Origin of the sequence: Parabacteroides distasonis (assembly GCF_004793765.1) — a bacterium.
Taxonomy (GTDB): domain Bacteria; phylum Bacteroidota; class Bacteroidia; order Bacteroidales; family Tannerellaceae; genus Parabacteroides; species Parabacteroides distasonis_A.
In genome coordinates this window covers 1-24,065 of the sequence record NZ_SRYM01000060.1, presented here as the reverse complement: position 1 = coordinate 24,065, position 24,065 = coordinate 1, and the positions used below count along the sequence as shown (strand labels likewise).

29 protein-coding genes are annotated in these 24,065 nt (G+C 39.4%); 23 read left to right on the top strand and 6 right to left on the bottom strand.

What is annotated here, in order from left to right; all coding sequences use genetic code 11:
• Positions 1 to 77 precede the first annotated feature (77 nt).
• From E5342_RS16360 to E5342_RS16320, 9 genes are all read left to right on the top strand, one after another.
• Positions 78 to 620, top strand: coding sequence for a hypothetical protein (locus tag E5342_RS16360; RefSeq protein WP_135959810.1), 543 nt, complete (start codon positions 78 to 80; stop codon positions 618 to 620).
• 73 nt (positions 621 to 693) lie between these two features.
• On the top strand, positions 694 to 1,161 hold the full coding sequence (locus E5342_RS16355) for a macro domain-containing protein (RefSeq protein ID WP_135959809.1): 468 nt from the start codon (positions 694 to 696) through the stop codon (positions 1,159 to 1,161).
• A 64-nt stretch (positions 1,162 to 1,225) separates the two neighbouring features.
• On the top strand, positions 1,226 to 1,927 hold the full coding sequence (locus E5342_RS16350) for a DUF1963 domain-containing protein (protein WP_005647590.1): 702 nt from the start codon (positions 1,226 to 1,228) through the stop codon (positions 1,925 to 1,927).
• Between the two features lie 95 nt (positions 1,928 to 2,022).
• A complete protein-coding gene (locus E5342_RS16345) occupies positions 2,023 to 2,457 on the top strand; it encodes a hypothetical protein (protein WP_135959813.1) in 435 nt (144 codons plus the stop codon).
• Between the two features lie 92 nt (positions 2,458 to 2,549).
• Positions 2,550 to 3,632 carry an ankyrin repeat domain-containing protein gene (locus tag E5342_RS16340; protein WP_135959808.1) on the top strand — a complete coding sequence of 361 codons (1,083 nt, stop codon included), beginning with the start codon at positions 2,550 to 2,552 and terminating at the stop codon, positions 3,630 to 3,632.
• A gap of 88 nt (positions 3,633 to 3,720) precedes the next feature.
• Positions 3,721 to 4,341, top strand: a complete 621-nt coding sequence (locus tag E5342_RS16335) for a hypothetical protein (protein WP_135959807.1) — start codon at positions 3,721 to 3,723, stop codon at positions 4,339 to 4,341.
• A gap of 69 nt (positions 4,342 to 4,410) precedes the next feature.
• A complete protein-coding gene (locus E5342_RS16330) occupies positions 4,411 to 4,974 on the top strand; it encodes a hypothetical protein (protein ID WP_004295267.1) in 564 nt (187 codons plus the stop codon).
• 65 nt (positions 4,975 to 5,039) lie between these two features.
• On the top strand, positions 5,040 to 5,771 hold the full coding sequence (locus tag E5342_RS16325) for a hypothetical protein (protein WP_132140442.1): 732 nt from the start codon (positions 5,040 to 5,042) through the stop codon (positions 5,769 to 5,771).
• Between the two features lie 41 nt (positions 5,772 to 5,812).
• The gene (locus E5342_RS16320; RefSeq protein ID WP_135959806.1) at positions 5,813 to 6,334 is read left to right on the top strand and encodes a hypothetical protein; all 522 of its coding nucleotides are present in this window, start codon (positions 5,813 to 5,815) and stop codon (positions 6,332 to 6,334) included.
• Positions 6,335 to 6,377: 43 nt separating this feature from the next.
• Here E5342_RS16320 and E5342_RS16315 read toward each other — a convergent pair whose 3' ends face one another.
• The 4 genes from E5342_RS16315 to E5342_RS19420 form a co-directional block, all read right to left on the bottom strand.
• Positions 6,378 to 6,761: a hypothetical protein gene (locus E5342_RS16315; RefSeq protein ID WP_349237399.1), complete on the bottom strand. Its 384-nt coding sequence runs from the start codon at positions 6,759 to 6,761 to the stop codon at positions 6,378 to 6,380.
• A gap of 1 nt (position 6,762) precedes the next feature.
• Positions 6,763 to 7,419 (bottom strand): hypothetical protein, encoded by a 657-nt coding sequence (locus E5342_RS16310; RefSeq protein WP_121736225.1) that lies wholly within the window; start codon positions 7,417 to 7,419, stop codon positions 6,763 to 6,765.
• 70 nt (positions 7,420 to 7,489) lie between these two features.
• Positions 7,490 to 8,464, bottom strand: a complete 975-nt coding sequence (locus E5342_RS16305; RefSeq protein WP_135959805.1) for an ArdC family protein — start codon at positions 8,462 to 8,464, stop codon at positions 7,490 to 7,492.
• 368 nt (positions 8,465 to 8,832) lie between these two features.
• Positions 8,833 to 9,180 carry a hypothetical protein gene (locus E5342_RS19420; protein ID WP_168354509.1) on the bottom strand — a complete coding sequence of 116 codons (348 nt, stop codon included), beginning with the start codon at positions 9,178 to 9,180 and terminating at the stop codon, positions 8,833 to 8,835.
• Between the two features lie 129 nt (positions 9,181 to 9,309).
• Here E5342_RS19420 and E5342_RS16295 point away from each other — a divergent pair, with 129 nt between their 5' ends.
• The 4 genes from E5342_RS16295 to E5342_RS16280 all read left to right on the top strand — a co-directional run bounded on the left by E5342_RS16295 (position 9,310) and on the right by E5342_RS16280 (position 14,257).
• Positions 9,310 to 9,816 carry a hypothetical protein gene (locus tag E5342_RS16295; protein WP_135959804.1) on the top strand — a complete coding sequence of 169 codons (507 nt, stop codon included), beginning with the start codon at positions 9,310 to 9,312 and terminating at the stop codon, positions 9,814 to 9,816.
• Between the two features lie 116 nt (positions 9,817 to 9,932).
• Positions 9,933 to 11,813: a P-loop NTPase fold protein gene (locus tag E5342_RS16290; RefSeq protein WP_135959803.1), complete on the top strand. Its 1,881-nt coding sequence runs from the start codon at positions 9,933 to 9,935 to the stop codon at positions 11,811 to 11,813.
• A gap of 166 nt (positions 11,814 to 11,979) precedes the next feature.
• The gene (dgt, locus tag E5342_RS16285) at positions 11,980 to 13,515 is read left to right on the top strand and encodes a dGTP triphosphohydrolase (RefSeq protein ID WP_135959802.1); all 1,536 of its coding nucleotides are present in this window, start codon (positions 11,980 to 11,982) and stop codon (positions 13,513 to 13,515) included.
• Positions 13,499 to 14,257, top strand: a complete 759-nt coding sequence (locus tag E5342_RS16280; RefSeq protein ID WP_135959801.1) for a hypothetical protein — start codon at positions 13,499 to 13,501, stop codon at positions 14,255 to 14,257. The genes dgt and E5342_RS16280 overlap by 17 nt, the downstream gene beginning before the upstream one ends.
• An 83-nt stretch (positions 14,258 to 14,340) precedes the next feature.
• Here the strand turns inward: E5342_RS16280 and E5342_RS16275 are convergent, their stop codons facing one another.
• On the bottom strand, positions 14,341 to 15,285 hold the full coding sequence (locus tag E5342_RS16275) for a ComF family protein (RefSeq protein ID WP_246867140.1): 945 nt from the start codon (positions 15,283 to 15,285) through the stop codon (positions 14,341 to 14,343).
• 242 nt (positions 15,286 to 15,527) lie between these two features.
• Here E5342_RS16275 and E5342_RS16260 point away from each other — a divergent pair, with 242 nt between their 5' ends.
• Entirely contained in the window at positions 15,528 to 15,821 is a 294-nt protein-coding gene (locus E5342_RS16260; RefSeq protein ID WP_005829826.1) for a helix-turn-helix domain-containing protein, read from the top strand.
• Position 15,822: 1 nt separating this feature from the next.
• Positions 15,823 to 16,140 (top strand): helix-turn-helix domain-containing protein, encoded by a 318-nt coding sequence (locus E5342_RS16255; RefSeq protein ID WP_005858007.1) that lies wholly within the window; start codon positions 15,823 to 15,825, stop codon positions 16,138 to 16,140.
• Positions 16,141 to 16,233: 93 nt separating this feature from the next.
• Here the strand turns inward: E5342_RS16255 and E5342_RS16250 are convergent, their stop codons facing one another.
• Positions 16,234 to 17,529, bottom strand: coding sequence for a site-specific integrase (locus E5342_RS16250; RefSeq protein WP_135959800.1), 1,296 nt, complete (start codon positions 17,527 to 17,529; stop codon positions 16,234 to 16,236).
• Positions 17,530 to 17,793: 264 nt separating this feature from the next.
• Between E5342_RS16250 and E5342_RS16245 the strand changes: the two genes are divergently transcribed.
• From E5342_RS16245 to E5342_RS19850, 8 genes are all read left to right on the top strand, one after another.
• A complete protein-coding gene (locus E5342_RS16245; protein ID WP_246867139.1) occupies positions 17,794 to 18,339 on the top strand; it encodes a hypothetical protein in 546 nt (181 codons plus the stop codon).
• Positions 18,327 to 18,989: a hypothetical protein gene (locus E5342_RS16240; protein WP_135959799.1), complete on the top strand. Its 663-nt coding sequence runs from the start codon at positions 18,327 to 18,329 to the stop codon at positions 18,987 to 18,989. Before E5342_RS16245 ends, E5342_RS16240 begins: the two co-directional genes overlap by 13 nt.
• Positions 18,950 to 19,606, top strand: a complete 657-nt coding sequence (locus E5342_RS16235) for a hypothetical protein (protein ID WP_135959798.1) — start codon at positions 18,950 to 18,952, stop codon at positions 19,604 to 19,606. The genes E5342_RS16240 and E5342_RS16235 overlap by 40 nt, the downstream gene beginning before the upstream one ends.
• Before the next feature lie 6 nt (positions 19,607 to 19,612).
• Positions 19,613 to 20,725, top strand: a complete 1,113-nt coding sequence (locus tag E5342_RS16230) for a glycosyltransferase family 4 protein (protein WP_121735586.1) — start codon at positions 19,613 to 19,615, stop codon at positions 20,723 to 20,725.
• A gap of 20 nt (positions 20,726 to 20,745) precedes the next feature.
• Complete coding sequence (locus E5342_RS16225) at positions 20,746 to 22,116, top strand: bifunctional cytidylyltransferase/SDR family oxidoreductase (RefSeq protein ID WP_121735587.1); 1,371 nt, start codon at positions 20,746 to 20,748, stop codon at positions 22,114 to 22,116.
• Entirely contained in the window at positions 22,117 to 23,028 is a 912-nt protein-coding gene (locus E5342_RS16220; protein ID WP_246867138.1) for a LicD family protein, read from the top strand.
• A gap of 33 nt (positions 23,029 to 23,061) precedes the next feature.
• Positions 23,062 to 23,889 carry a glycosyltransferase gene (locus E5342_RS16215; RefSeq protein WP_011966605.1) on the top strand — a complete coding sequence of 276 codons (828 nt, stop codon included), beginning with the start codon at positions 23,062 to 23,064 and terminating at the stop codon, positions 23,887 to 23,889.
• 61 nt (positions 23,890 to 23,950) lie between these two features.
• Positions 23,951 to 24,065, top strand: a 115-nt coding sequence (locus E5342_RS19850; protein WP_135959797.1) for a DegT/DnrJ/EryC1/StrS family aminotransferase, incomplete at its 3' end; no start/stop codon positions are given.

Genomic DNA, 24,065 nt, shown 5'->3' with positions numbered 1-24,065 from the left:
AGACAACTAACATGCACCTCAATCGCCCCAAAAGGCGATTAGCTGCCAAACATTATAAGCGATAAAAGAAATAAATTATGGACAAACAAAAACGGATAGCATTTTTCCACGAAGATGATTATTGCCAGAGGGAAATACTCCCTTTGACTGCCAAGAATTATTGCTTGCAACAAATGGGTGAAATAAATGATTTCTCCCAAGAACATCAATCAGAAAATGGTTCCTTCACTGATATTTTTATTCGTGAGAATAGTCCTCACGGAATAGAAGAACTTGGTTTGCGCTCAGAACAATTAAACGTGGCTTTGAGCTTTTTACCTCCTTACGATTTAGTTGAAACAGGTTACTCCAGCTATAGGGAAGAATCAGAAGCAACCGATGGCAGAGGCAATGGATATGAGCAAAATATCTTTTGGTCGATAAACGAATCTGGAATAGTGAATGCTATTTGGCTTGATATAGAAATAGCTCCCATCACTATAGATATGTGGAGAAAAGTCCTAATTGCATTAGGGAAAATAGCTCCCGTATTGTTGGCGGATTGGGGTTGGAGCTTATGCGTAGACTTAACCAATCCATCTAATATAGAAGAATATATTAAGGAAAAAAGTCGCTTATAACAAGCGGATTAATCTCCCTTGAAAGGTTGATTATCCACCGAACATTATAAGCAACTGAAAAAACGGAAACAATATGATAAAATACATTTCGGGAGATATATTACAGAGTAAAGATGAGTACATAGCACAAGGTGTAGCTGTTGGCTCACAAGAAGGATTAGGAACTGGGCTTGCCTTTAAGCTGTCAAGCCAATTCCCTGAAATCCAAAAACTCTTTAAGAAGCATACACGAAACACTAAGTTTCAGGCTGGCGATGTGTTTATAGGAGAAATCAAAGGTTTCTCTCCGGGTATAATCTACATCGCTACACAACCCGATATGTATCATGCAGAACTTACATATCTGAATAAAGGTTTGAAACGCTTGAAAAAAGTGTGCGAAAGCAGAGGTGTCAAAACTGTGTCGCTCCCGAAAATAGGTGCTGGTTTGGGTAAGTTGGATTGGAATAGTGAGGTCAAACCTTTACTTGAAAGTATTTTATCTGATTGTGAAACGGTATTCAAGGTATATGAAGATTACAAGATTGAATACGAAATTTAGCTTATAACAAGCACCTGTTCCGCCTAACGGCGGCAAGTTGCATCCCATTATCTGCATAGAAAAAATGAAAAGAATTGAAGAAATAAAAAAACAATTGGTTAAAAGGGCAACTGGTTTTATAACTGGGGGATTTAGACCTACAAACTCCAACACTGAAAATTGGATTGGTCAAGTGTATCTATATAGAGAAAACGAAGATATACCGATAGATGACAATGGTAAAGCAATGTTGCCATTATTACAAATATGTCTTGAAGGGTTGCCCTATATTCCTGATGCACTTAAAGGGTCGAAAGTATTGACTATTTTTGTGTCTGAAAATATGCCCGGCAGACTGGCATATAACGGAGATGCTTGGGTTATTCGTGAATACAAAGAAGAAGATGTGTTGGTTGTTAAGGATATATACATGCAATCATCATCACGTATAAAGCCCTATCCGCTGAAAAGCCAACTAATTACTGAAGATTATCCTGTATGGGATAGTGGCGACATTCCAATGGATATAGAAGATGAGTTGGTGGAAATGGAAGATTCTGGGGAAATCACCGACTATTATGACTATACGGATTGTTTTGCTGGGCATAAAATAGGCGGTTATCCTAATTATATACAGTCAGGTATAGATTTCGGTGATGGATATGAATTTATGATTCAGATAGCTTCAGATGAAAAAGCGAACCTTAATATCATAGATAGCGGAAATTTCTATTTGGCAAAAAACAGTCAAACTGGAGATTGGAGGCTTTATTGTGATTTTTATTAGTAAATGCAGATAACAAGCGTATCAATCTCCTTAAAGGTCGATTATTCACCGAACATTAGCAATAAAATGTAAAATGAATGAAATACCATTCAATTATGCTGAGCAATAAAATAATAGAACATCTGAAACAACAAGGCATTTATTCAGAAAAGGAAGATGAAAAATACAAAACTGCTTTAATCAATTTAGGTATTGATTTGAATAGCGATTTTGCATTTTTCAATTTACATACTACTGAAATGTCATTTCTTGGGCGGCATAGTGAAATGTATAATGTATGTTGGTTCAGTATTTATTCGGACGATTTGAGTTATGCTATCGAATCTGCTCGGAATATCCTAAAGTTACCAGATGAGTACCTCCCATTAGATAGTTTTGAAGCAGAAGGTGGTTTCTTTTATAATCGTAAAACAGAGGAAGTTATTGAAATTGAATTAGGCGAAAAACTAATCAATTTCCAGAATGGAAAGTTATTACCACAATGGAAAGACTTTAATTCTTTTTTGGAATGGTATTTTAATTTAGAATAAAAATATTGCCAACAAGTAGATAAGCAACCCGAACAGGTTGCTATCTACATCCCATTAGCCACCAAACATTTACTTAAAATGACAATGAACTTATGTACAAAATCGGTTATATAGGAAATTTTAAAACAGTCCCCCAAGTAGTCGAGCATATCATAAACAATGATATTGACAATTTAGAAAAAGAATATAATAACGGTTGGGATATAAATCAGAAAATAGTCTTGAGTGAATATGCAGATATTACTCCTATAGAGATTGCTATTCAATGTAAGAATGAACGAGCAATCAAGTGGCTTTTAGAAAAGGGAGTAAATGTGAGAGCAAAAGAGGGAGATTGGGTAACACCGATTTCAAATGCAGCCCGTTTTTGTACAACTGAAATATGCGAGCTATTTATACAACATGGTGCCTTGGAAAATCTGACTAAAAGGCAATGTAAAAGAATATATGATGATATTTTCTTTGGAAAGAATTTCAAAAACATTGATGTGTTTGAAAAGCATGGTATAACAGTAAAAAAATATGGAAGTAACTGCCTGAGGTCAGCGATTTATGAAAAAGACAAGAAATTAGCCCAGATGTTTTTAGACTATGGGGCAGACATAAATTACCATGAATATGAAATGGTGTTTACCCAACAAGAAACTCCTGTTATGGTAGCGACACAACGCAATTCTATTGATTTGGTAAAATGGCTTGTGGAGAAAGGGGCTGATATAACCATTAAAAGCAAGTATGGGGAAAGACCATATACAATTGCAGTCCTAAACAATAATCAAGAGATGATAGAATATATCAAGAGTCTGGAGCCAGAGGATTTTCACAATGCAGAAGCCCTGAAAGAAATAATAAAAAAATACAAACTGCCTAAAGAAATGGTCAATTTTTTCAAACACGATAATCTAAGAATAGAATTTTCTGGAAAAATTGATAGTAAGTACATTGAATTTTATAAATTGATGGATGCAGTGGAGATGACATGGAAAAGAAAGAAATATCTTTCTTTGGTCAAGTATTCAGATAATTACTGGGTACAGATTCTATGGTATTCAAAAGATAAAACCATCTATGCTTTTGATGGGGAACACGAAGAGATTTTTAAGGTTGGTGATTGGAATTACTTTATCAATAATTGTGAAACAATTGTCGGTAAATTTATAAATGGAGAACTTTAGAAAAATGGAAGAAATATTAAGGGTGGCTAACAAACAGCAAACCGACTGAACAAGCGGAACGCTGCCAAACATTAGCCACCACCAATAAATGGAAATGATTGAAGAAACTTTAAGAACTGAATTTGAAGCATTGAAAAATGACTTTGAAACCATAAGGCAACAAATAGAAAGCGATGTTGTCAGAACTGAGTGGTATAAGGGCGAGTTTTATGAGCTTACCCCATATTCCTATCAGCGTAATGGTTTCAGACAAGGAAAAACTGTAAAGCGTCCTGATACAGTAAAAAGCACCAAAAATCTTTGTATCTATGGATTTAATAATCAAAATCAAATAGTCGAAGTTAAGGTTGGTTGTTCGATTGAAAATCAGTTTTATCACACTTTCCTATATTATACAGACAATCTTGTGAAAAGTATTCTATATGATAATGGTAAACATTTGATGAATGTATGCCATCACTTTTTCGAGAGCGGAAAGTTGAAACAGTTACAGTTATGTGGTAGTCATGGCAGCCGTGAAGAAAATTATATCTATAAAGAAAACGCTTTGACACATATTGAAATCAAACAATATGATATTGATGGTAAAAGTAGTAGTGATTTAGTTCACATATTCCAATATCAGGACGATGGGGATTTAGAAAGTATTACCAAATCATTTCCAAATGGATATTCTGAAATAATCTATAAAACGAAAAAAGGTTGCTAACAAGCGGATTAATCACCCCGAAAGGTCGGTTATCCGCCGGACATTATAATAAATAAAAATCAAAGCATTATGGCAAAATATGAGTTGGGGGCAATTTATAAAATTAATGGTCGAAGTGGTGAATTGTATTATGTAAGACTTTTGACAAACGACTGTTATGGCGTTTTTTCATCATTAGAAGGCGAACTGAATGAAGAGACATTTGCTCAAACCCATTATCGTCTCTATTTTAGCTGTAACTCTTTTCCTATAAAACGAGGTATATGGGAAAAAGTCGTATCATCTCCAAACTGTACAGATATTGCACGGTGGCAACGCCCTCAATATTTAGCTAATTTTGCTAATTTCAACATGAAATTATTTCTTGATCAATGTAGAGTTTTTCATGAAGATGGGAACCTTTATCAATGTGAAAGTAAAGAGGAGTTTATTAGATTAGTAAAATCCGGTAAGATTTTATTTTGTTTTAATACTTATGAAATTATACCAGACTTTCTAATGAGGTATTACAAGGATTTCCCCAATAGCTATATTGTAAATAAAGATTTTATCCATAGTGGAACTTTGGAATACCAAAAAGAACAAACAAATGTATTAAAAGAATTAGGCTTTGATATTGGAAACTTATTATAACAAGCGGCTGAACATTCCTATAAAGGTTAGTTAGCCACCAAACATTATCAACAATAGTATGACTTATGATACATGATGAAGCAATAAAAGAATTATTCAAGGAATACAATAAAGCAGATAAAAAGCATTATACAGATACATTTTTATCTACAATGTCTTCTGCTTGTTGGAATAGTTGTTTGTATGTATATGCAACAATGAAAACCTTTCCTTTGCATAGTTTTAAACTCTTGGTAGATGAAAATCACAATTTAAAGCCTTGCCCTATTTGCTCTTCGTTTTATGAAGAAAATATGGGGAATATAGAAGAATATTTTCCCATTGAAACTAATACGAATGATATATTTGAACGATTATTTGTATTGCGTGAAACAAATAGAACAATGGGGAACTCTCCTGCGGATAGTGATATTTTAATATTCATAGAAATAATGAAACACCTTCAACAAGCAGAAGGGAACATGAAAATAAGAGATATTCATAAGTCTTTAAAGAAGAGTTCGTTTTTTAAGCAATGGAAAAAAAATAATATAGAAGCTGACTATAAGTTGCAAGCGATATTAGAAACATTGGGGGTATGTGGTATTCTTCATACTGAAAAGCATACAGAACCTTTTTATAAATATATAAATCTTGCAGTTGCGCCCCGAAGCAGTCATAATTCAGATTGGCAATATCCTGTTGATTTTTGGAAAGGAAAAAACGGTATAGATTGGATTGCCTTTCATCATTGGTTTGGAGAATACGAAGAAATAAAAAACGAAATTGTGTTGATAACAAGAAAAGAAAACGACTAATATTGTTCCTTTTCAAGCCATTAGCATCAAATAGAAAGGAAATGAAAACGATAAAAGAATTACTTGATATAGTTATTACTTTGGAAGATAATCCTCAAACAAGTAAGGTTATCGACTTTCACAAGGGTGTGCCGACTCTTGAAAGTGGTGTTTATAGAAAAGCCTCTCCTATGTTGAAAGTCAGGTATGAGTTATTCGGTAAATGGCTAAATGCCACACATGGAGATTGGCTTGATACGGAAGAAACCGAAAGTTTTTGGAGTGAAGGTGCAGATGATGAACGGTTGGCTGGCATTGTTCGAAATGTAAAAGCCTCAATGGGTAATTGGGAAGATCATGCAACCGGGTTATTTGCACTTAACAGAGTTTCTATTTTTGCCGCAAGTGATAACAGTTATGAAATGATTTGTCTAATCTGGTTTGACGGTACGGAAGAACCGGAATTATGGGTGTATGATTGTAATGGCGAAAGTCGATATAAAGACTTGGCTTCCTATTTGCAAGCATATATAGATGATGATGTTTCGGCTTCTGCCGTGAAATGGAAATTAGCCGATATGTAAGTAATCCCAGAGATAGAACCGATGCTTATTCTCTTGCCGTTTATCATGCCCAATGTATAAACCCGAAGTGAAACATCAGTGCGACATTCACCACGGTCAGGGCGATAGCGATAAGGACTATTTTGGCGAGCTTCCTGCCGGGATGTTTCATCTTTCCGTAATATTCACGGAGCGCTTCACGCCGCCCGGCTGTGTAGCGGAGCTGGCAGAATAAGTCGGGAAGAAAGCAGAGCATCATTACTACGGCAAAAGCAACAATCCAACTGAAATAGCGAAACATCAACGGTGTTCCAAGCGGTACGAGTATGGCAAAGAGCCAGCAAAAAAACAACAGCATACGTCCGTTAGGCGGTATATCAGTTTGTAAACAAATGCCGTTTTCATGTTCTTGGGTATTGTCGGGCGGATTGCTCCGCCCGTGGTTCATACTATTTCAGTGTAAATCGATTGTCCGCCAACCGTGCGAACGTGTCGTAATTGCTTTTGTTGTAAGGCAGGGACAACTCGATTTTCTCGTAAATGCTGCGTCCGCATATATGGAAGGAGAAAACAAGCCCGTTCCGCTTGATTTTGCCCTCGGTATGCCTTTCGGTGTCCTTCCATTCGATTGGCTCGCTGCCGAGTTTGGCGAAATACTCGGCTTTCATCCGTTGGATAACTTCGTTCTCGGCTTCCAATGCCTTGTAAATCTTCAATCCCCACGTTATCCAGTCCTCTATTTTCCGTTTGGTGAAAACTCCTATCCGGTTGGGTTCGGGGTTTTCCTCTTTCAGTCGGTGCAGGATGCTGCCTTTGGCTTCGGAAAACATGGAGGTCTCGACCTCGAAATAACATTTCTTGTCCTTGTAACTTTGGTGCAGGACAAACGTAATACCCTCACGGATAAGCCCTACATGAAGCCGGTAAAAGCAAGGGTTTTCGACTGACGGGCTGACGCAATACAAAAGGAGCGCATCGGGCTGGAATTTCCTCACCGCTTCGTAAAGGGGCTGTATCAGTTTCAGATAACCATCTATCTTGTCCGTTTCTGCCATGCGTGCCTTGCTGTTCTGAAATTCTTCTTCTGTCAAATAGATTACGTTCATGATTTTATGTGTTTTAGTGGGGCGGACTGCTCCGCCCGTTGGTTGATACTCTTGTTCTTTGCTGTCCCGCTTAGGCTGCTGCGGGTTCGTTCATCGGTTCGGTTACCTTGTCGGCAATCATCTTCGCCGCCTTGTTCACGTCCCCCAATATCTCCACCAAAAAGGCGGGTTCTTCCTTTAGCTTGGTGAGCCAGTGTTTCAGATAGGCGGCGTAGTTCTCCTGCGGTGCGGCTGCGTAGCCGAAGAACGCACCGCAAAGGGCGGCGGTAAGTTCGGCGACAAGTTCCTCACGGGCGTAGAGCGCATCCCCGAAGAAGCTGCCGAACGTGCGGTTCAGCCGTTGGGGGCTTCCCGTGCTGTGCGCCATCTCGTGCAGAAGCGTGCCGTAATATTCCGCTCCCTGCGGGAACTGCTCACGCTGCGGGCAAACGATATGGTCGGAAGAGGGCGAATAGTAGGCACTGTCCGAATACTGCACCTTGATAGGGCAATACCAATTTTGCAGACAGACAAGCTCGTCCAACGCCTCGTAAATCATCCCGTCCGAATAGTCTTCGGGCTGCTCTCCCTTTTTCATGCGCTCGTAGCGTTCGGGGTATTTTCCTGCAAAATCGGTCTGGTCGATGTTGAAGACATTGTAATACTTCATCTGCGGGATGACCTTGTAATTTTCCTGCTCGGTTGCGGGCAGCTTGCGGTATTCCTCGTACTTGATTGTCTTTTTCGTTTCCTTGTGTACCACGAACTTGAACCAATAATAGACGGGAAACGAGCGTGCGCCCTTGCTGACGCTCAAGTCCTCTTCTTTCGCTTGGTTGAAGGTGAGGAACACGGGCAAAGTGAATTTCATAAACTCGGTGTAGAACAATAACATCAAGACATTGCCGCCGTTGTAGAGCGTTCCTCTGATGTTGCGGGGCAAACCTTGTTCAAGGCTCGCTATCCAAGGTTTTTGCCAATCCGTTTTCAAGCACTCGATTTTCTTGATTAACAAATCGGTGAACATCGGTGCAATCTTTTCGATGGTGCTGTTCGTTGTTGCCATAACTCACAAATTTTAATCGTTATTACTCTGTTTTCATCGCTTGCCGCCCCAACCAATTTTTTCCCTTGGCTGATTGGGAAGAACATTGACCATCATTGAAAGCGGAAAAGGTGAATTGCAACCATCTGAAAAAATGGTAAATACTACCCGCAGGGTGGAGATTTGGCATTTTTTGCGGATTTGCTTTCACCTCCGCCTACCTTCGTCAATGTTTTTCCAATCAGCTTAGGGAAAAAATGCCCTGTCAGTCATTTCAGCCAATGGTAAGTTACTTGCCGGGTGCAGGAAAAAGAAGCCTTCCGGAGAGCCGGGAACGCCCGCTTCCCAAGGCAAGGAGATACGGGCGGGAGAAGTATATGGGAGGACGGTCAGGTTCCGGCTGCCGGACAAACACCGGGGAACTCTTTCGGGCGGGACGGGGCACGGGAGGTTTCGGCGAACAGCCGAAGCCCCGTGTGACGGCACGGACGGATGTGTTCCGTTTGTCCTTCCGCCCCGATGTCCGGCTTCGGCCATGCAGCCTCACGGAGTGGTCGGAAACGGACGCCGGGACGGAACAGCCCGTGCGCCAAGGTGCAGGTGCAAGACAGTGAAAGCCCTTTCATCCACGTTAGGGATTGCAGGGGAAAGCCCACAGCATAGCGAGGACTTGCAGCGGAAAGCCCGACCCGAAGGGGAACGCCCAAAAAAACACCCGCAGAACTGCTTTTAAGCATACCTTGAAAAAAGGAAGACCGAATATTCCGAAGTTTCGCTCTTATGATATATATTTGTAACTAAGCGAAGATATACAGCAGAAAATGTATATAATTACATATTATCTACTTAATAATAAGCATAAAACTATGAGATTCTTAAAAATTATGGGACTATTTACTTCTATCTTAAGTTTATTGAGTTGCGGGCATGGGAATAAACGAGTGACGCAAAACGACGGTATAAACTCCAATATCCCGGTTGCCGCCCGGATCACGATAGACAAACTGCCGGATGTATTGAGAAACGTGCAGGCAGGAAATACTGATTATGATTTTATAGGTATTTGTTCCAATGGTGTGGACTGCATCTACTTTGTGCTGGAGAACGGAAAGTTTTACATAGATTTTGAAGCTATGGGTAAAGAGCAGCTTCCCTACATAGATACCTTGAAACAGTTCGCAAAGGAACATAATTATCCTATTGTCGAAACGACCTATAACAATACTCCAGTCGATTACGAACATCTGAAATATGCACCTGTTATCAGCCTGAAAGTCTATGCAGACATAGACAGTATCGTAAAGGTCGGAAGCCAGATTGAGCAGACCATTTTCAAGAATAGCGACCGAACCATTTACGAAATAGTGCCTTGATTTTGCTAATAAAGACATTAAGATTTAGATAACAAACAGCACTACCGCTTAAAGCGAAACGCAGCCAAGCATTACGACTCTTTTCCGTAACTTTGAAACCTCTAATGAATATGGTTATGAATAAAAATATACTCACCTTCTTAAATGAATATGCGGAAATACCCGATCCGCAATATGCCATCATGTTGCGAGGCGCTTGGGGATGCGGCAAAACGTTTTTCATCCGTCAATGGATGGAGCAACTGAAAAACAACAGAGATGCGGACAAGTTAAAATGGCAGCCTATTTATGTGTCTTTATATGGTTTGACCACGACCCAGCAAATTACAGAACAAATCAACAAAGAAATATCCCCGTGGCTATATAGCAAGGGAATGAAATTAGCTAAGAATGTATTAAAAGTTGCCTCGAAAATCGCTTTGAAATACGACATTGACGGTGATGGCAAGGATGAAGGAAGTGTAACCTGTGACTTGGACTCCATTTTACTGTTGAAAGAAGAAAATTCCGAGATAAAAGGAAACAAGATTCTGATTTTTGACGACCTTGAAAGGTGTGATGTCAAACTGGAAACCTTGTTGGGATACATCAATTACTTTTCAGAACATTGTAAATGCAAGGTCATTATCATTGGCGATGAGAACAAGATTGCCGAAAAAGAGGGCGAAAAATCTAATTTGAAATTCAAGGATTTCAAAGAAAAGACCATCGGGCGCACTTTCGAGATTAAAGTGAATATAGAGGAGACACTCGATTTTTTCATTGGCGAAATATCCGCCAACAACAGAAACCTATTGTCTGATAACAAAGAGCTTATCATCAAGATATTCCAAGCCTCTAAATTCGATAATTTAAGAGTCCTTCGGCAATGTCTGAACGATTACCATAGGATAGTCATGGCTTTGCCGGAACATTATCATGAATCTCCCAAATATGAACTAATCATAACATCGCTATTGGCAAACTTTATCGCTGTTTATTGTGAGTATAAGGGTGGAAATACCGAAATTGCGAGCCTGTTCAACAGTCTGTACAATATGTTCCCGGATAAAGAGAGAAATGAGGAGCGTGAAAAAATCCTCTCTAAATACCGCTTTATAGAGATAGGCAAGCGGTTGGATATTTTCAGTGATTTTATCGTCAATGAAATTGTCTGCTATCTGGAAAGCGGGTATTTTGATACAACCTATTTGCAACAATACTTTGCAGCCGAAGACGCAAGTTTGAATAGTTGGGACAATCTGTATGATTATTGGAGACTGAATAACGAAGAATACGAGAAACATTACGAGGAAACGGTACGGTATTACTTTGCGGATAAAAGCGTTGATCTAAAAGAATTGTTTGTCATTATATCTATACTATCGGTTTTATATAGCGACAACCTTGTTCAGGTATCCGAGGAAGACATCATTGCCCAAGGCAAGCAATCCATAGACAGGCTAATGGAAGGTATCAGCGATATGGAGGGTTTGTTGAGTTGTAACTCAAAGGTACATGCGGGTGCAAGAAGGAATCATTCTAATATTGGTTCAGATCGAATTTTGAATGTACTGGTTGCGTATTTTCAAAAACTATTCGAGCAAAGATTTGAGAAATGTCCTAATAAAGTGTCTGTCATGCTGGAAAATCTGACGGATGAAACTTGCGAACGCCTGAATCTGGCATTGAATGATGCAATCCCGGTCAAACGGTGTCTTTATAAGGATACTTCAATATTTCAAGAGGCTAATGCGGACAAGGTCTCAAAAAGTATTTTGGGATTGTCCAACGAATCACGCAACACCTTTCTGCATTTTTTGCAGTCCCGTTATAAATATACCTCCTATGGCACTGAAATAGAATACTTGAACGAATGCTGCCAATCGGATTTGCCCCAACTAAAATTAATCAATGAGAAATTAAAGACAGAAGCGGCAAATAGAAGATTGATAGAAAAGTACTCCATTGAGAAAATTACGAACTTGATAGATGAAATTACCGCAAAAGTGAAATAGCTATCCTCGTTCAGCCTATGTTTTAGTAAATCTGGACACCTAATAAAGCTTTATATTAGAAACTATCTTATGTTAAATATAAGTGGTTGTATATAAGAACTGTAGTAAAATTTGGGCATATAAGAAAGATTCAGTACATTTGTAAGTCAATATAGTAAAAAGGAAAATGGATTGGGAAAAATTATTGCAGGATAAAAGAAGAAGAAAATCTAAAGTTGATGACAATAGATTCGAAAATTCAGGGAAAATGGATTATAGAAATCCTTTCGAAAGTGATTTTGGTCGGGTAATCTTTAGTTCATCATGTAGGAGGCTACATGACAAAACCCAAGTGTTTCCACTTACTTCTGATGATAATATACATTCTCGTTTAACACACTCAATGGAAGTTATGAATATTGGATTGTCATTTGGAATATATCTTTGTGGAAATCAAGAATTTAAGAGTAAGATAGGACTTGAAGAATTAGATATTTTAAGAAAAATATCACCGATACTAAAAACATCTTGCTTAGTGCATGATATAGGAAATCCCCCTTTTGGGCATTTTGGTGAAGTTGTAATTCAAGAATATTTTAGAGACCTATTTGATAATCTAAAATATATTTGCGATGGTAAAGGCGGAGAAAGCAGTGAGTTAAGCAGATATATTTACAAAGGATTGGAAGGCTTTCAAAAAGAAAGTTTGAAAGAATTTTTAGCGAATGAATCATTTAAGAATGATTATACACAATTTGATGGAAATGCAGAAGGTTTTAGGATATTGACTAAATTGCAATATTTAGGTGATTTATTTGGATTAAATCTAACTTATGCGACTTTAGCTGCTACATTAAAATATCCTAATTACGAATCTAAAGACAAGAAAAATGCAATTGGAAAACATAAACATGGAGTATTCTTCTCTGAGAAGGAGGTATTGGATGATGTTGTTAAAAAATGTGGTTTAATTAATCCTGAAGGAAAGTATTATCGTCACCCATTAGCATTTCTTATGGAGGCAGCTGATTCTATTTGTTATTACATAATGGATATTGAGGATGCTATTCAAAAGCAATGGATTAAATATGAAGAATTAGTCTCTAAAATACAAAAGTTAGACATACAAGATAAATTAATCCCTAAGACAGAGGATGGAAAATATTCTAAAAAAGAATGGATTGATTTGAGAACTAACTTGTTGACATATTTGATGAAAATTGCAACAAAAGAGTTTGTAGACAACTTGGATGATATTATTGAAGGAAATTATAATGAAGAATTAATAGAAGCAAATCCTGTAACAAAACTTCTTAAAACAGAATCGAGTGAGAACATTTTATCCAATAGAGACATCATGTCTTTAGAGGTAACAGGAGAAGCTGTTATCTCAGGCATATTAAACGCATATATTAAATATTTCTTTCATAAAGAAGAATCTTTTAGAAAAAGAGGTAAAACTCTTATTTCGAAATCTATTTTTATGACAGTTTTGCATGAGCATGTGGAATTATACGGTCAAGAGCCTTTTTTCAAGGACAAATATAAAAAGTATGAATCTATAGATGGAAAATGTAAACAAATAGAAGAGTTATATAAAGAGTTTGATGTGAAAGATTTTACTGTTGAAGAAAGACTAAGAATAATACGAGATTTTATAGCTTGTATGACAGATAAATTTGCGCTTAATCATCTTCGTAAATTGAATGGACAGAAGATTTGATAATATTGAAAATGACATATCTAAGCAAAATAATTCTTTCAAAATTTACCTAAGGGATTTTTTACTGGATAATGCTTCTTGGAACTTACTTTTGCTAATTTCCAAACAAACTGATGTATATATATTCAGTGGCGTAATTCGTAATTTCTTATTGGGAATCAGCAATAATAGGGATTTAGATATAGTTGTGAAAGATATTGACAATATAGTAATTCCGAAGCAATATTTAAGGAATATTACTTTTAAAAGGAATAGTTTTGGTGGATACAAACTAAAAGTAGGTATGCTTGGGGTAGATGTATGGAGTTTAGAAAAAACTTGGGGAATACAAAACTCTCAATTAAAGAGTACTCCATACAGCTTAATCAAAACAGCTTTTTTTAATTTCTCATCCATTGTCTATGATTTTAATCAATCGAAGTTTATTTACGATAACTCTTTTATGGAGTTTTATAAGACGCGAGCAATGGATGTTAGATATGAAGAGAATCCCAATATACCTCTTTGTATTGTAAACACATTCTATTATTCATTAAAATATTCCTTTCCTATTAAATATAAATTATGTCAGTGGATTACCAATCATTATAGTAAAGATTTTGATTTTAGAAAGACACAACTGAATCATTTTGGATATATTATATTTAAAGATTATGAGATTGATGAGTTAGTAAATATATGTTTAGACTTACTACCTATTTTAGGAAAAGACAAAAATAATAGCGCATTGTTATTACAATAGATGTTTGTCATGTAATAGATAAATTTCATATATAGTTTATACTTAACGATACGTTAAGAACATTATATCATATTTATTCTTTTCTATTCATCCTCAAAAGTCATTGTTTTGGCAAGGAACAAGCCGATGACGAACTTCGCCCCGTACCCGATCAGCTTGCGCCGCAGCGCTATGAAAGTAGCCCCGGTAGTAAGCACGTCGTCCACGAGCAAGACGCACTTCCCCCTGAACCGTTCGGGGTGGAACTCCAGATTGGCGGTGCGGTTTCCGTTCCCGTGCGTGCCCTTGTATTGCGCCCGGTCATAAGCGACGGTTATCGCCCCGTACCCGTCGGCTACTCCCATGTCCGCCGAGAGCTTGCGGCAGAACGCCTCGTACCGGGTGCGGTGCTTCTCCCGTGTGGATGCCGGGACGGGAACCAGCACGGCACGGTGCCTGTTCTCCTGAATCGCCCGGATGCGGCTGGCGGCGATGGAGAAGAGCTTGACGAAAAGGTCGGTCTGCTCGCCGCTCTTGAAACGCCAGACGGCGTTCGACACCTTCTTCCCCTCGAAGGTGATCTTGTCGTTCCGCCGGACGGGGCAATAGTCATAAAGGTATAAACACAAGCTGCCGTCCAAGCGGAAGAAACCCTGAAAGCGGTTGTCGAGCGGAAAGAACGCCTTGCGGAAGTCATTGAAGAAGGTGAAGACAAGGATATTGTTCCAGAAACGTGCCTCGTCCTCGCTGCCAGAATCGAGCCTGTACATGAAGCCCGCCAAGTTCCCACTCTCGTACAAGCCCATGCCGATGGTCAGGCGGCTGTTGAAGTCGGTCTGGCTGACGATGTACCAGCCGCACCGGGCGAAATGCTCCTCGTAGCCGGAACGGGTCTCCAAAAGGAAATAGAACTTGCCGTCGTCCTCAAAACGGATGACGTACTCGCAGCGTAGGCGGCGTGCGATCTTGCCCAAGATGCGGCTCTCCTCCTCGATGACCGCAGGAGTGGCAAGGAAGGTGTATTGAGCGATAAAGACAGCCTCGTCCATAGTGATGATGTTTGGTCGGTTACAAATATGCGAAATGTCCGGCACACGGCAAGCGGAAAGGGCGGAAAATATGTGGAAGGGCGTGCGGATATGTAGAGCTTCTCCCTGCTTTTCATCGCCCGGAACGTGACAAGGCTACAAACGTGAAGCAAAACGAGGACAAGCGGTACGGTTTTGATACACGGACATATACAGACCGGTATATTTGCAGGGAAGTATAACAATAAAAACATATCGGGACAATGGAAATAGTAAGCATCGAGAGAAAGACCTTCGAGGAGATGAAGGAACGGTTCGGCTGCTTTTCGCAGCACGTGAGGGAGCTTTGCGCCCGCTACCGTCCGCCCGAAAAGATGAACTGGATGGACGGGGCGGACGTGTGCGAGAAACTGGGCATCAGCAAGCGGACATTGCAGACCTACCGTGACCGGGGGCTGCTGCCGTACAGCCAGATCAACCACAAGATTTACTACCGGACGGAGGACGTGGAGGCGTTCGTGGAAGCCATGAGCCGGGAAATGACGGAGGACGAGTGAGATGGAAGTGATCACAAGGGACACGGAAGAGGTACGGGCATACTTCGAGGCACTGGAGGAAGGCATGAGGTACCTCGACACGGTAACGGCGCACTTCCGCCCGGCGATGAACGGCGAGGTCTATCTCACGGGCGAGGACGTGTGCAGGCTGCTGCACATCACGCCGAGAACGTTGCAGGACTACCGCACGCAACGGCTGATCCCGTACATATCGCTGCCGGGCAAGACGCTCTACCGCCAGTCGGATCTGCTGCGTATGCTGGAGGAGAACTACGTGGACATGCGCCCAAAGCGCAAACGGGGGAAAAGTCCAACATAAACGCACGGGGGTGTGCATCGGGAAATGCAGCAAAGGCAGGGACACCGTATCGGAAGTTCCTGCCTTTGCCGCATTCTGCACCGGGGAAAGGCATCAAGCCGTTTCCCGGAGGGAGCGGCGCACCCGCTTCCCGTCCTGTTTCCCGTCCTTCTTCTCCAGCACGCTCCGCTGCATGGCGGCGAGGTTGCCGGAAATCGCCCGGAAATCGGAGCTTACCATCCTGTTGGTCACCTCGGCGTAGATCTGGGTGGTGGAAATGTGCTTGTGCCCGAGTATCTTGGAAAGCGCCTCGATGGTGCCGCCGTTGCAGAGATAGACGGTCGTGGCGAAGGTGTGGCGGCTCAGGTGGAAGCCGATCTCCTTGTGGATGCCGCAGGCTTTGGCTATCTGTTTGAGGTGGGTGTTGCACACGCTGTTGCTGGGCATGGGAAAGACAAGGTCGCCCCCGGCAAGCCCCCTGTACCTCTCTATCAGCTCCTTGGCAATCTCCATGAGGGGGACGTTGCTCGACACACGGGTCTTGGTGCGCCGGGTGATGATCCATTCCTCGCCGTCGAAGTCCATGCGCTGTATCTTGTCATGGGTGAGCGTCTTTATATCAATGTAGCTAAGCCCAGTGAAGCACCCGAAGAGGAACATGTCCCGCACGAGGCTGGTCTGTTTCTTGACGAACACGGCGTTAGCCAAGGTGCGCAGCTCCTCTTCCGTGAGATAGCCCCGGTCGGTCTCCTGCATTTCAAGGCTGTACTCGCCGAAGGGGTCGGTGCGGACGATTCCACGCCGCCACGCCTTGTCGGTCAGGCTGAGTAGGGGCATGGTGTATATCCAGAGGGTGTTGGCACTCAGCCCTTTCTCCACCCGCAGGTACTTGTCGAAATCGGTGATGATCTCCTTGGTCAGCTCCTTGTAAGCCATGTCGGTGCGCCTCTTTTTCTCCCAAAGGAAGGTCTTGAAATGGTTGTAAACAGCCAGATACTTGTTGTAGGTGGACTTGGCTCGCTGCCCTTTCTCCACCATCGCCCCGAACTCCCGGTTCATGTTCCCGAAGTCTTTGAGGATGCAGTTCTCCATCACGCCGACACCGAGGAAGGCGTTGCGCAGCTTCTCGGTGGTAACGAAATCCTCTTCCCGGAGGATGCGGTGGTAGTGGTTGGTGAGCCGGGCGGAGACCTCCTTCAGTTGCCCGTTTATCTCGTTTGCCTCGGCGGACTTGCCTTTCGCCTTGCCGTTCTCCCAGAGGTCGGGAGTAACGAACAGCTTGGTTCCCACTGCCTTGTCATCGCCGTCAACGGAGATTTTCACCATGATGGGGGCTTTCCCGTCCCGGTTTCTCACTGCGGATCTCTTGATGTAGAACGAGGTCGCAAACGTACTTCTCTTTGTTTCCATAACTCTAAAATTTTCGTTTCTAAAGGTAGTTACTTATTTCTTACCAAGAGTTATGCAAAACAAGGCAAAGCAATGAAACAGAACTCGTTATGCCGTATATACTCCCTTTCGGAATCGGTAGCTGTTTAGTAGCCGAACTTTGTCCGAAAGGGGTGTTTTCAGGCATTTTATGCCGAAGCCTGCTTCAACCCGCCCTGCATACAAGATGCTGACTTGCATTTATTTATGTAGAACTTTGCTTTTCTTTGCGCCTTATGCCGATTTTTGCCAGAAGAATCGGAAGATCTGAAAAATCTATTGTTTATTCAGACTTGTTTTGCTCATCCAACGGTAATGGTTCGTCGGCAAGTGCTCATTGATAACGAGGTGAGGTATGATGCTGATTATCCTCATGCGGAGGATTATAAGATGTGGATTGATTTATCTTTGTTGGGTGAGTTTTATAATATACAGGAACCGTTATTGAAATATAGACTGTCGGATGGACAAGTAAGTCATAAATTTAGTGATGTCCAGAAACGGACTGCATCTGCTTGTCGTAGGTGTTTAATTTCTGCACGATTTAAGGATGAAAAGTTGGATCGTCAAATCGAAAATAATATAAATATAAGTACAATTTGTTATATAAAAAAAAAGGAGTGTCCGCGGGAATTGTTGGAAGTCCTTTATTTCTCTTTGAAAAAGTACGAATTTAAATCTTTGTGTTATTTGTTTATTAGTGGTGATATCTTTCGATTTGAAATTGTTGTTGCATTGGCTTTGTTAAAGAGATTTATTGTAAAGAAAGATAGGCTGTTATGGATGTGTTAAACAGAGGGTGTCTATATTTTGTTCGTTTATTAGGAAAAATAATTCTGTTGTTTTGTGTGTTTTCTTATGTGTATCAAATACATTATAAGATCTTTCCTGTGACCTTTCCTGTTGTATTAGGACTTTTTGGTATTCTATATGATTTCTTTATCAATAAAGGTATTTTTAAAATCAAATTGTGTAATTTTTATATTTTTTGTGGGTTTTATTTGGTTATTATATCTTTGATTATTTCTACTGTTATAAATGGTACTCATGATTATACTTTTTTGCAATTTGGAATTGTGAATCTTTTAAATGTGTATTCATTTTATACGATATCGATTCTTTTTAAAATTTTATATAAAGATATAAGTTTTGAGTTGGTTGTGAAATATTATATTGCTTCAGCGTTGCTTCAATTGATTATTTCATTAGTTATGTTTTTAGATGTGGATAAAATGGTGTATTTTACTGGTTTGCTGAAGTATACGTCTTTGGCGGAAACTAAATTGATTGAAGAGATGGGAGCTAGATTGATAGGGTTTGGTACTCAATTTTTTCAATCAGGTATAATACATGGAATGATTTTGTTGTTGTTAGTATTTTATGCTGATAAAAAAAGTGTGTGTTGTATGAAAAAGTATTCTTGTGCTTTGCTTTTTGTTTGATGTCTATTGTTGGTATGATGATGGCAAGAACAACTTTAGTTGGTATTTTAATGGCGATTGCATTTGTTGTATTTAAATCTAATATGTGGAAATTGAAAATCAAAATTAGTTCGATTAAATTGGTTTTGATTATGTTTATTGTGTTGTGTGCTTTTTCTTTATTTGTGATGAATTTTTCTTATGAGGTGAAGACTAGTTTGTTGGTAGCCTATGATTTTGGATTTGAATTGATTAATTCATATACTCAGACAGGTCAATTGGAAACGGCTTCGACAAATGCAATGTTTAGAATGTATATATTTCCTTCTTTGTTTAAGACCTGGGTGATAGGAGACGGGTTATGGATGGATTCTTTTGGCAGGTTTTATATGCATACAGATATTGGATTTATACGTATGATATTCTATTTTGGAATTGTTGGATTGATTAGTTTTATTGTGTTTCAAGTTGTATCTATATTTGCAGTTTATAGAAATAATAAATATCTTGGAAAAATTCCTTTTATTTTAATATTTGTTTATTTTTTTGTTTTGAATTTGAAAGGGTTTACTGATTTATTTTATCTTATTATTCCGTTTTGTTACTGCTCTAGTTTTACTTTAAAACATAGGTGTTAATTCTTTATGTGTAATATTTTGATTGTAACCCATGCTTTTCTTCCAGATTTAGATGGAGGAATCATTGTTGCTTATGATTATGCAAATCTTTTGGTAGACTTGGGTCATAAAGTGACTGTATTATCGAAGGAATATAAGAATCCAATCCAAAATACTAAATTTACATATATTCAAGTACCCATTAAATATGGTGAGTATTTTTGGATGTATAATTATGGTACGTTCCTAAAAAATATGGATTTGGATGGTTTTGATATTATCTTGTTGAATCAGTGTCCTTCGGCTGCTATAGCAGGAAAATATTTCTCAAAAGAACAATTGAGTAGAACTGTACCTATCATACAAGGTGTGGAGGTTGAATGGGTTTATAGAAATGTAGACCTGAAGAGTAATCTTTTCTATAACGTGTTTTTGAGGATGAAACATTATCATAGGAAGTGTTTGATGAATTGTAGAAAGATTGTCTCGGTCAGTGATTTTCATAGACAAAAAGTATTCTCTGCCGGAGATTTTCAATCCATATCAAATAAATTTCAGGTAATCTATACAGGAATAGATAAAGAACTATTTAGGGAAATTCCTTCCGATTTTAGGAAGCAAATAGACGCTTTTGATAAAGATATCTTGCTTACGGTTAGTAGGATAGAAAAGATGAAAGGTCTTGCGGAGATGTTATCTGTTTATAAGCGTTTGATAGAAAAAAATGACCGATATATATGGGTAATTATTGGTGATGGCCCTTATTTGCAATCGTTGAAGGAAGAGGTTAAAAGAGAAGGGTTAGCTACATCTGTTATTTTTTTAGGAAGAAGGAATAGGGATGAGTTGAGTTATTATTATTCTGCGGCTGATTGTTTTTGGTTACTGTCTAATTATGATGAATGTCTTCCTTTGGTTTATTTAGAGGCTCAAGCTTGTGGTATTCCTGCGATCGGACGTAAGAAAGGGGGGACGCAAGAAACGATCCGGGATCGTAGAACTGGTTTTCTTGTTAAGTCTGATGAGGAGTGCCTTGAGATTCTTTTAAATAGAGAATATAGGTATATTGAGAAAGATGCGCTTCGTGATTTTTCTGCTTCTTTTGATAAAATACAAGCGACTCAAAGTTTAATATCTTAAAGATTCATATTCTATACATCATGAGAAATATAGCTGTGGTTTTGGCCGGTGGTTTCGGTCAACGTTTAGGAGATGCGACACCTAAACAGTTCTTGAAGTTAGCGGGGAAAAAAGTGATTGAACATACGATAGATGTTTTCCAAAATCATCCGTTAATAGATGAGATCGTTGTGGTTTCTAATCCTAATTATGTGCAGGAGGTAGAGAATATCTTGGTGAAGAATGAATATTCCAAGATGAAGAAAATCCTCAAGGGAGGAAAGGAACGTTACCATTCAAGTTTAGCGGCGATTAATGCTTATGAGGAAGAGGTGAATATGATTTTCCACGATGCGGTTCGCCCATTGGTCAATGATCGTATTATATCTGATTGTATCAATGCCTTGAAAACGTATAATGCGGTGGATGTCGCGATCAAGACGACTGATACGATCATTCAAGTTGATGCGGCGGACCATATTACCGGAATACCTGCTAGGGAGTATTTGCGTAACGGACAGACTCCGCAAGCTTTTAAGCGTTCTACGATAAAACGAGCTTATGAATTGGCTTTAAAGGATGTTAGTTTTCAAACGACAGATGATTGTGGGGTTGTCTACAAGTATCTTCCGGAAGAATTCGTGTATGTAGTCAAGGGTGAACAGTTTAATATGAAATTGACTTACAAAGAAGATCTGTTTTTATTGGATAAATTGTTTCAGCTAAAATCAATCGCTCAACAGAATGAAACGGTAACTCCTAAGACTATAGCCGCTTTGCCTTCATCGGTTATCGTTGTTTTTGGCGGAAGCTATGGGATTGGGCTTGATATTATCCATATTTGTCGCCAGTACGGGGCGCATATCTATTCTTTCAGCCGTTCAGAGAATGGAGTGGATGTCTCCGATCCTGCTCTAGTGGCTGATGCTTTGAGAACCGTCATGGATAAGGAAGGACGTATAGATGCGGTTGTCAATACGGCTGGAGTCTTGAATCGGGAGCCATTGGCTACAATGACATATGAGGAGATTTGTAAGAGTATTCATGTGAATTATCTTGGAGCTGTTATTGTAGCAAGGGAATCTTATCCATATTTAAAAATGAGCAAAGGGGCGCTGCTGCTGTTTACTTCCAGTTCTTATACGAGGGGGCGTCAATTATATAGCTTGTATTCATCTTCTAAAGCCGCTATCGTGAATTTTGTACAAGCGTTGAGTGAAGAGTGGCAGGATAGTGGTATTCGTATCAATTGTATTAATCCGGAACGGACTAAGACCCCTATGCGGGAGAGAAATTTTGGCATAGAACCGGAGGATACCTTGTTGAAATCAAGTGTTGTTGCGTCTGTGTCGGTGAATACTATATTTTCTTCCCTGACCGGAGAAGTGGTGGATGTTAAAAAAAGACCGTAAATGATGAAATCTGATAGTGAATTGATGAATGAGTTAACTCATAAAACGAATTATTTACATGAGATGACATCTTCGGAGTCTTCTGCCATGAAGCGAGCTTTGTTGGATATATACAGGGATGTAGCGAAATTATGTGAAAAAGAAGGCTTGACATTAATGCTCAGTGGTGGAAGTTGTTTGGGGGCTGTCCGACATAAGGGTTTTATTCCTTGGGATGATGATTTAGACGTAATGATGAGGCGTGATGATTATGAAAAATTGATTCGATTGTGTAAGGAGGGGAGATTGGGTGATAAATATGAGTTTGACTATCCTAATAGGGATACTGATGCAAAAACAGTGTTCTTGAAGATATATAGAAAGAACTCCTTTAATATAGAACTTTTCAATGAAAACTCTCCCTTCCCTAAAGGTTTATATATTGATGTATTTGCTTTAGATTCAGTACCTCAGTCTAAGTTCATGCAAGCCATGAAAGGTTTTGTTGCCAATGTAATCCAGTTTATATCCATTATGGTTTTGTATGCGCAGTATCCTAGTAAGTCTTTGTCTGAATTTGTATCTCTAGATTCATCGTTAAAGAGAAGATATCAGATTAAGAAAATCATGGGATCTTTCTTCGGAATTATTCCACATGCAAAATGGGTTTATTGGTTTGATCGTTTTGTGGCTTCTTCAAAGAATGGTAACCCTCTAGGTATTCCTACTGGTAGAAAATATTATAATGGAGAAATATTTGATGCTTCTGTATATTTTCCTCCAAAAGAGGCTTTGTTTGAAGGAGAAATCGTTTATATACCTGCTGACTATGATCGGTATTTGACAAATCTTTATCATGATTATATGCAATTGCCTCCAGTAGAAAAAAGAGAGAGGCATTTTATTTTGAAGTTTCAATTGCCTAATGATTGAAGCATAGAAAATTTTTGTATTCTATTATTTAGAATGAAAAACAAGCTATTTAGCGTACTTATTTCTGTTTATAAGAACGATAACCCTGATGATTTTAGAACAGCTATCGAGAGTGTGACCATTAAGCAGACGGTACAACCGGATGAAGTGTTCGTCTATGTGGATGGACCTGTACCTAATGCTCTGGCGAGTACTATCAAACAACTTGAAATGGAGATTCCGGCTGTTTATGTACATTGGGAGGTTGAGAATAAAGGTCTCGGCAGGGCTTTGCAATATGGTATGGAACATGTGAAGCATGAGTTGGTCGCACGAATGGATGCAGATGATATATCTGTTCCGGACAGATTTGAATGTCAACTTTGTCAGTTTGAGAAAGATCTAGAGTTGAGTGTTGCAAGTGGGCACATTGTTGATTTTATTGGTACTCCTGAAAATGTTATCGGTAAACGTACAGTTCCCATAGGTAGTGAGACATGTATGCAATATATCAAGAAACGCGATGTAGTTAATCATCCTGCGGTGATGTTCCGAAAGTCGGAAGTGTTGCGAGCTGGTAACTATCAGGATTGGTATTTAAACGAAGATTCTTATTTGTGGTTGAGAATGTATCTAGTGGGATGCAAATTCAATAATTTAGATAGAGTACTTGTATATATGCGTTCGGGCGAAGGACAGTATGCTAGACGTGGTGGTTGGAAATACTTCAGGAGTGAAGCTGGTTTACAGAAGTTGCGTTATAAACATAGAATCATCAGTTTTCCTCGATACTTATTTAATATGACAGTCCATTTCACAGTGAAAGTGTTGATGCCAAACAGTGTAAGAGGGTGGGTATTTCAGAAGTTGTTAAGAGAATAAAATTATATCTAACAAAAGGTTTAGGTACTATTTGTTTTATTTTATAGTGTTGTTGTATTTTATGAAGAAGATACCTTTTTCGCCTCCCGATATGTCAGAGGCAGAGATCAATGAAGTTGCCGAGGCTCTTCGTTCCGGTTGGATCACCACGGGGCCTAAAACAAAAGAATTTGAGA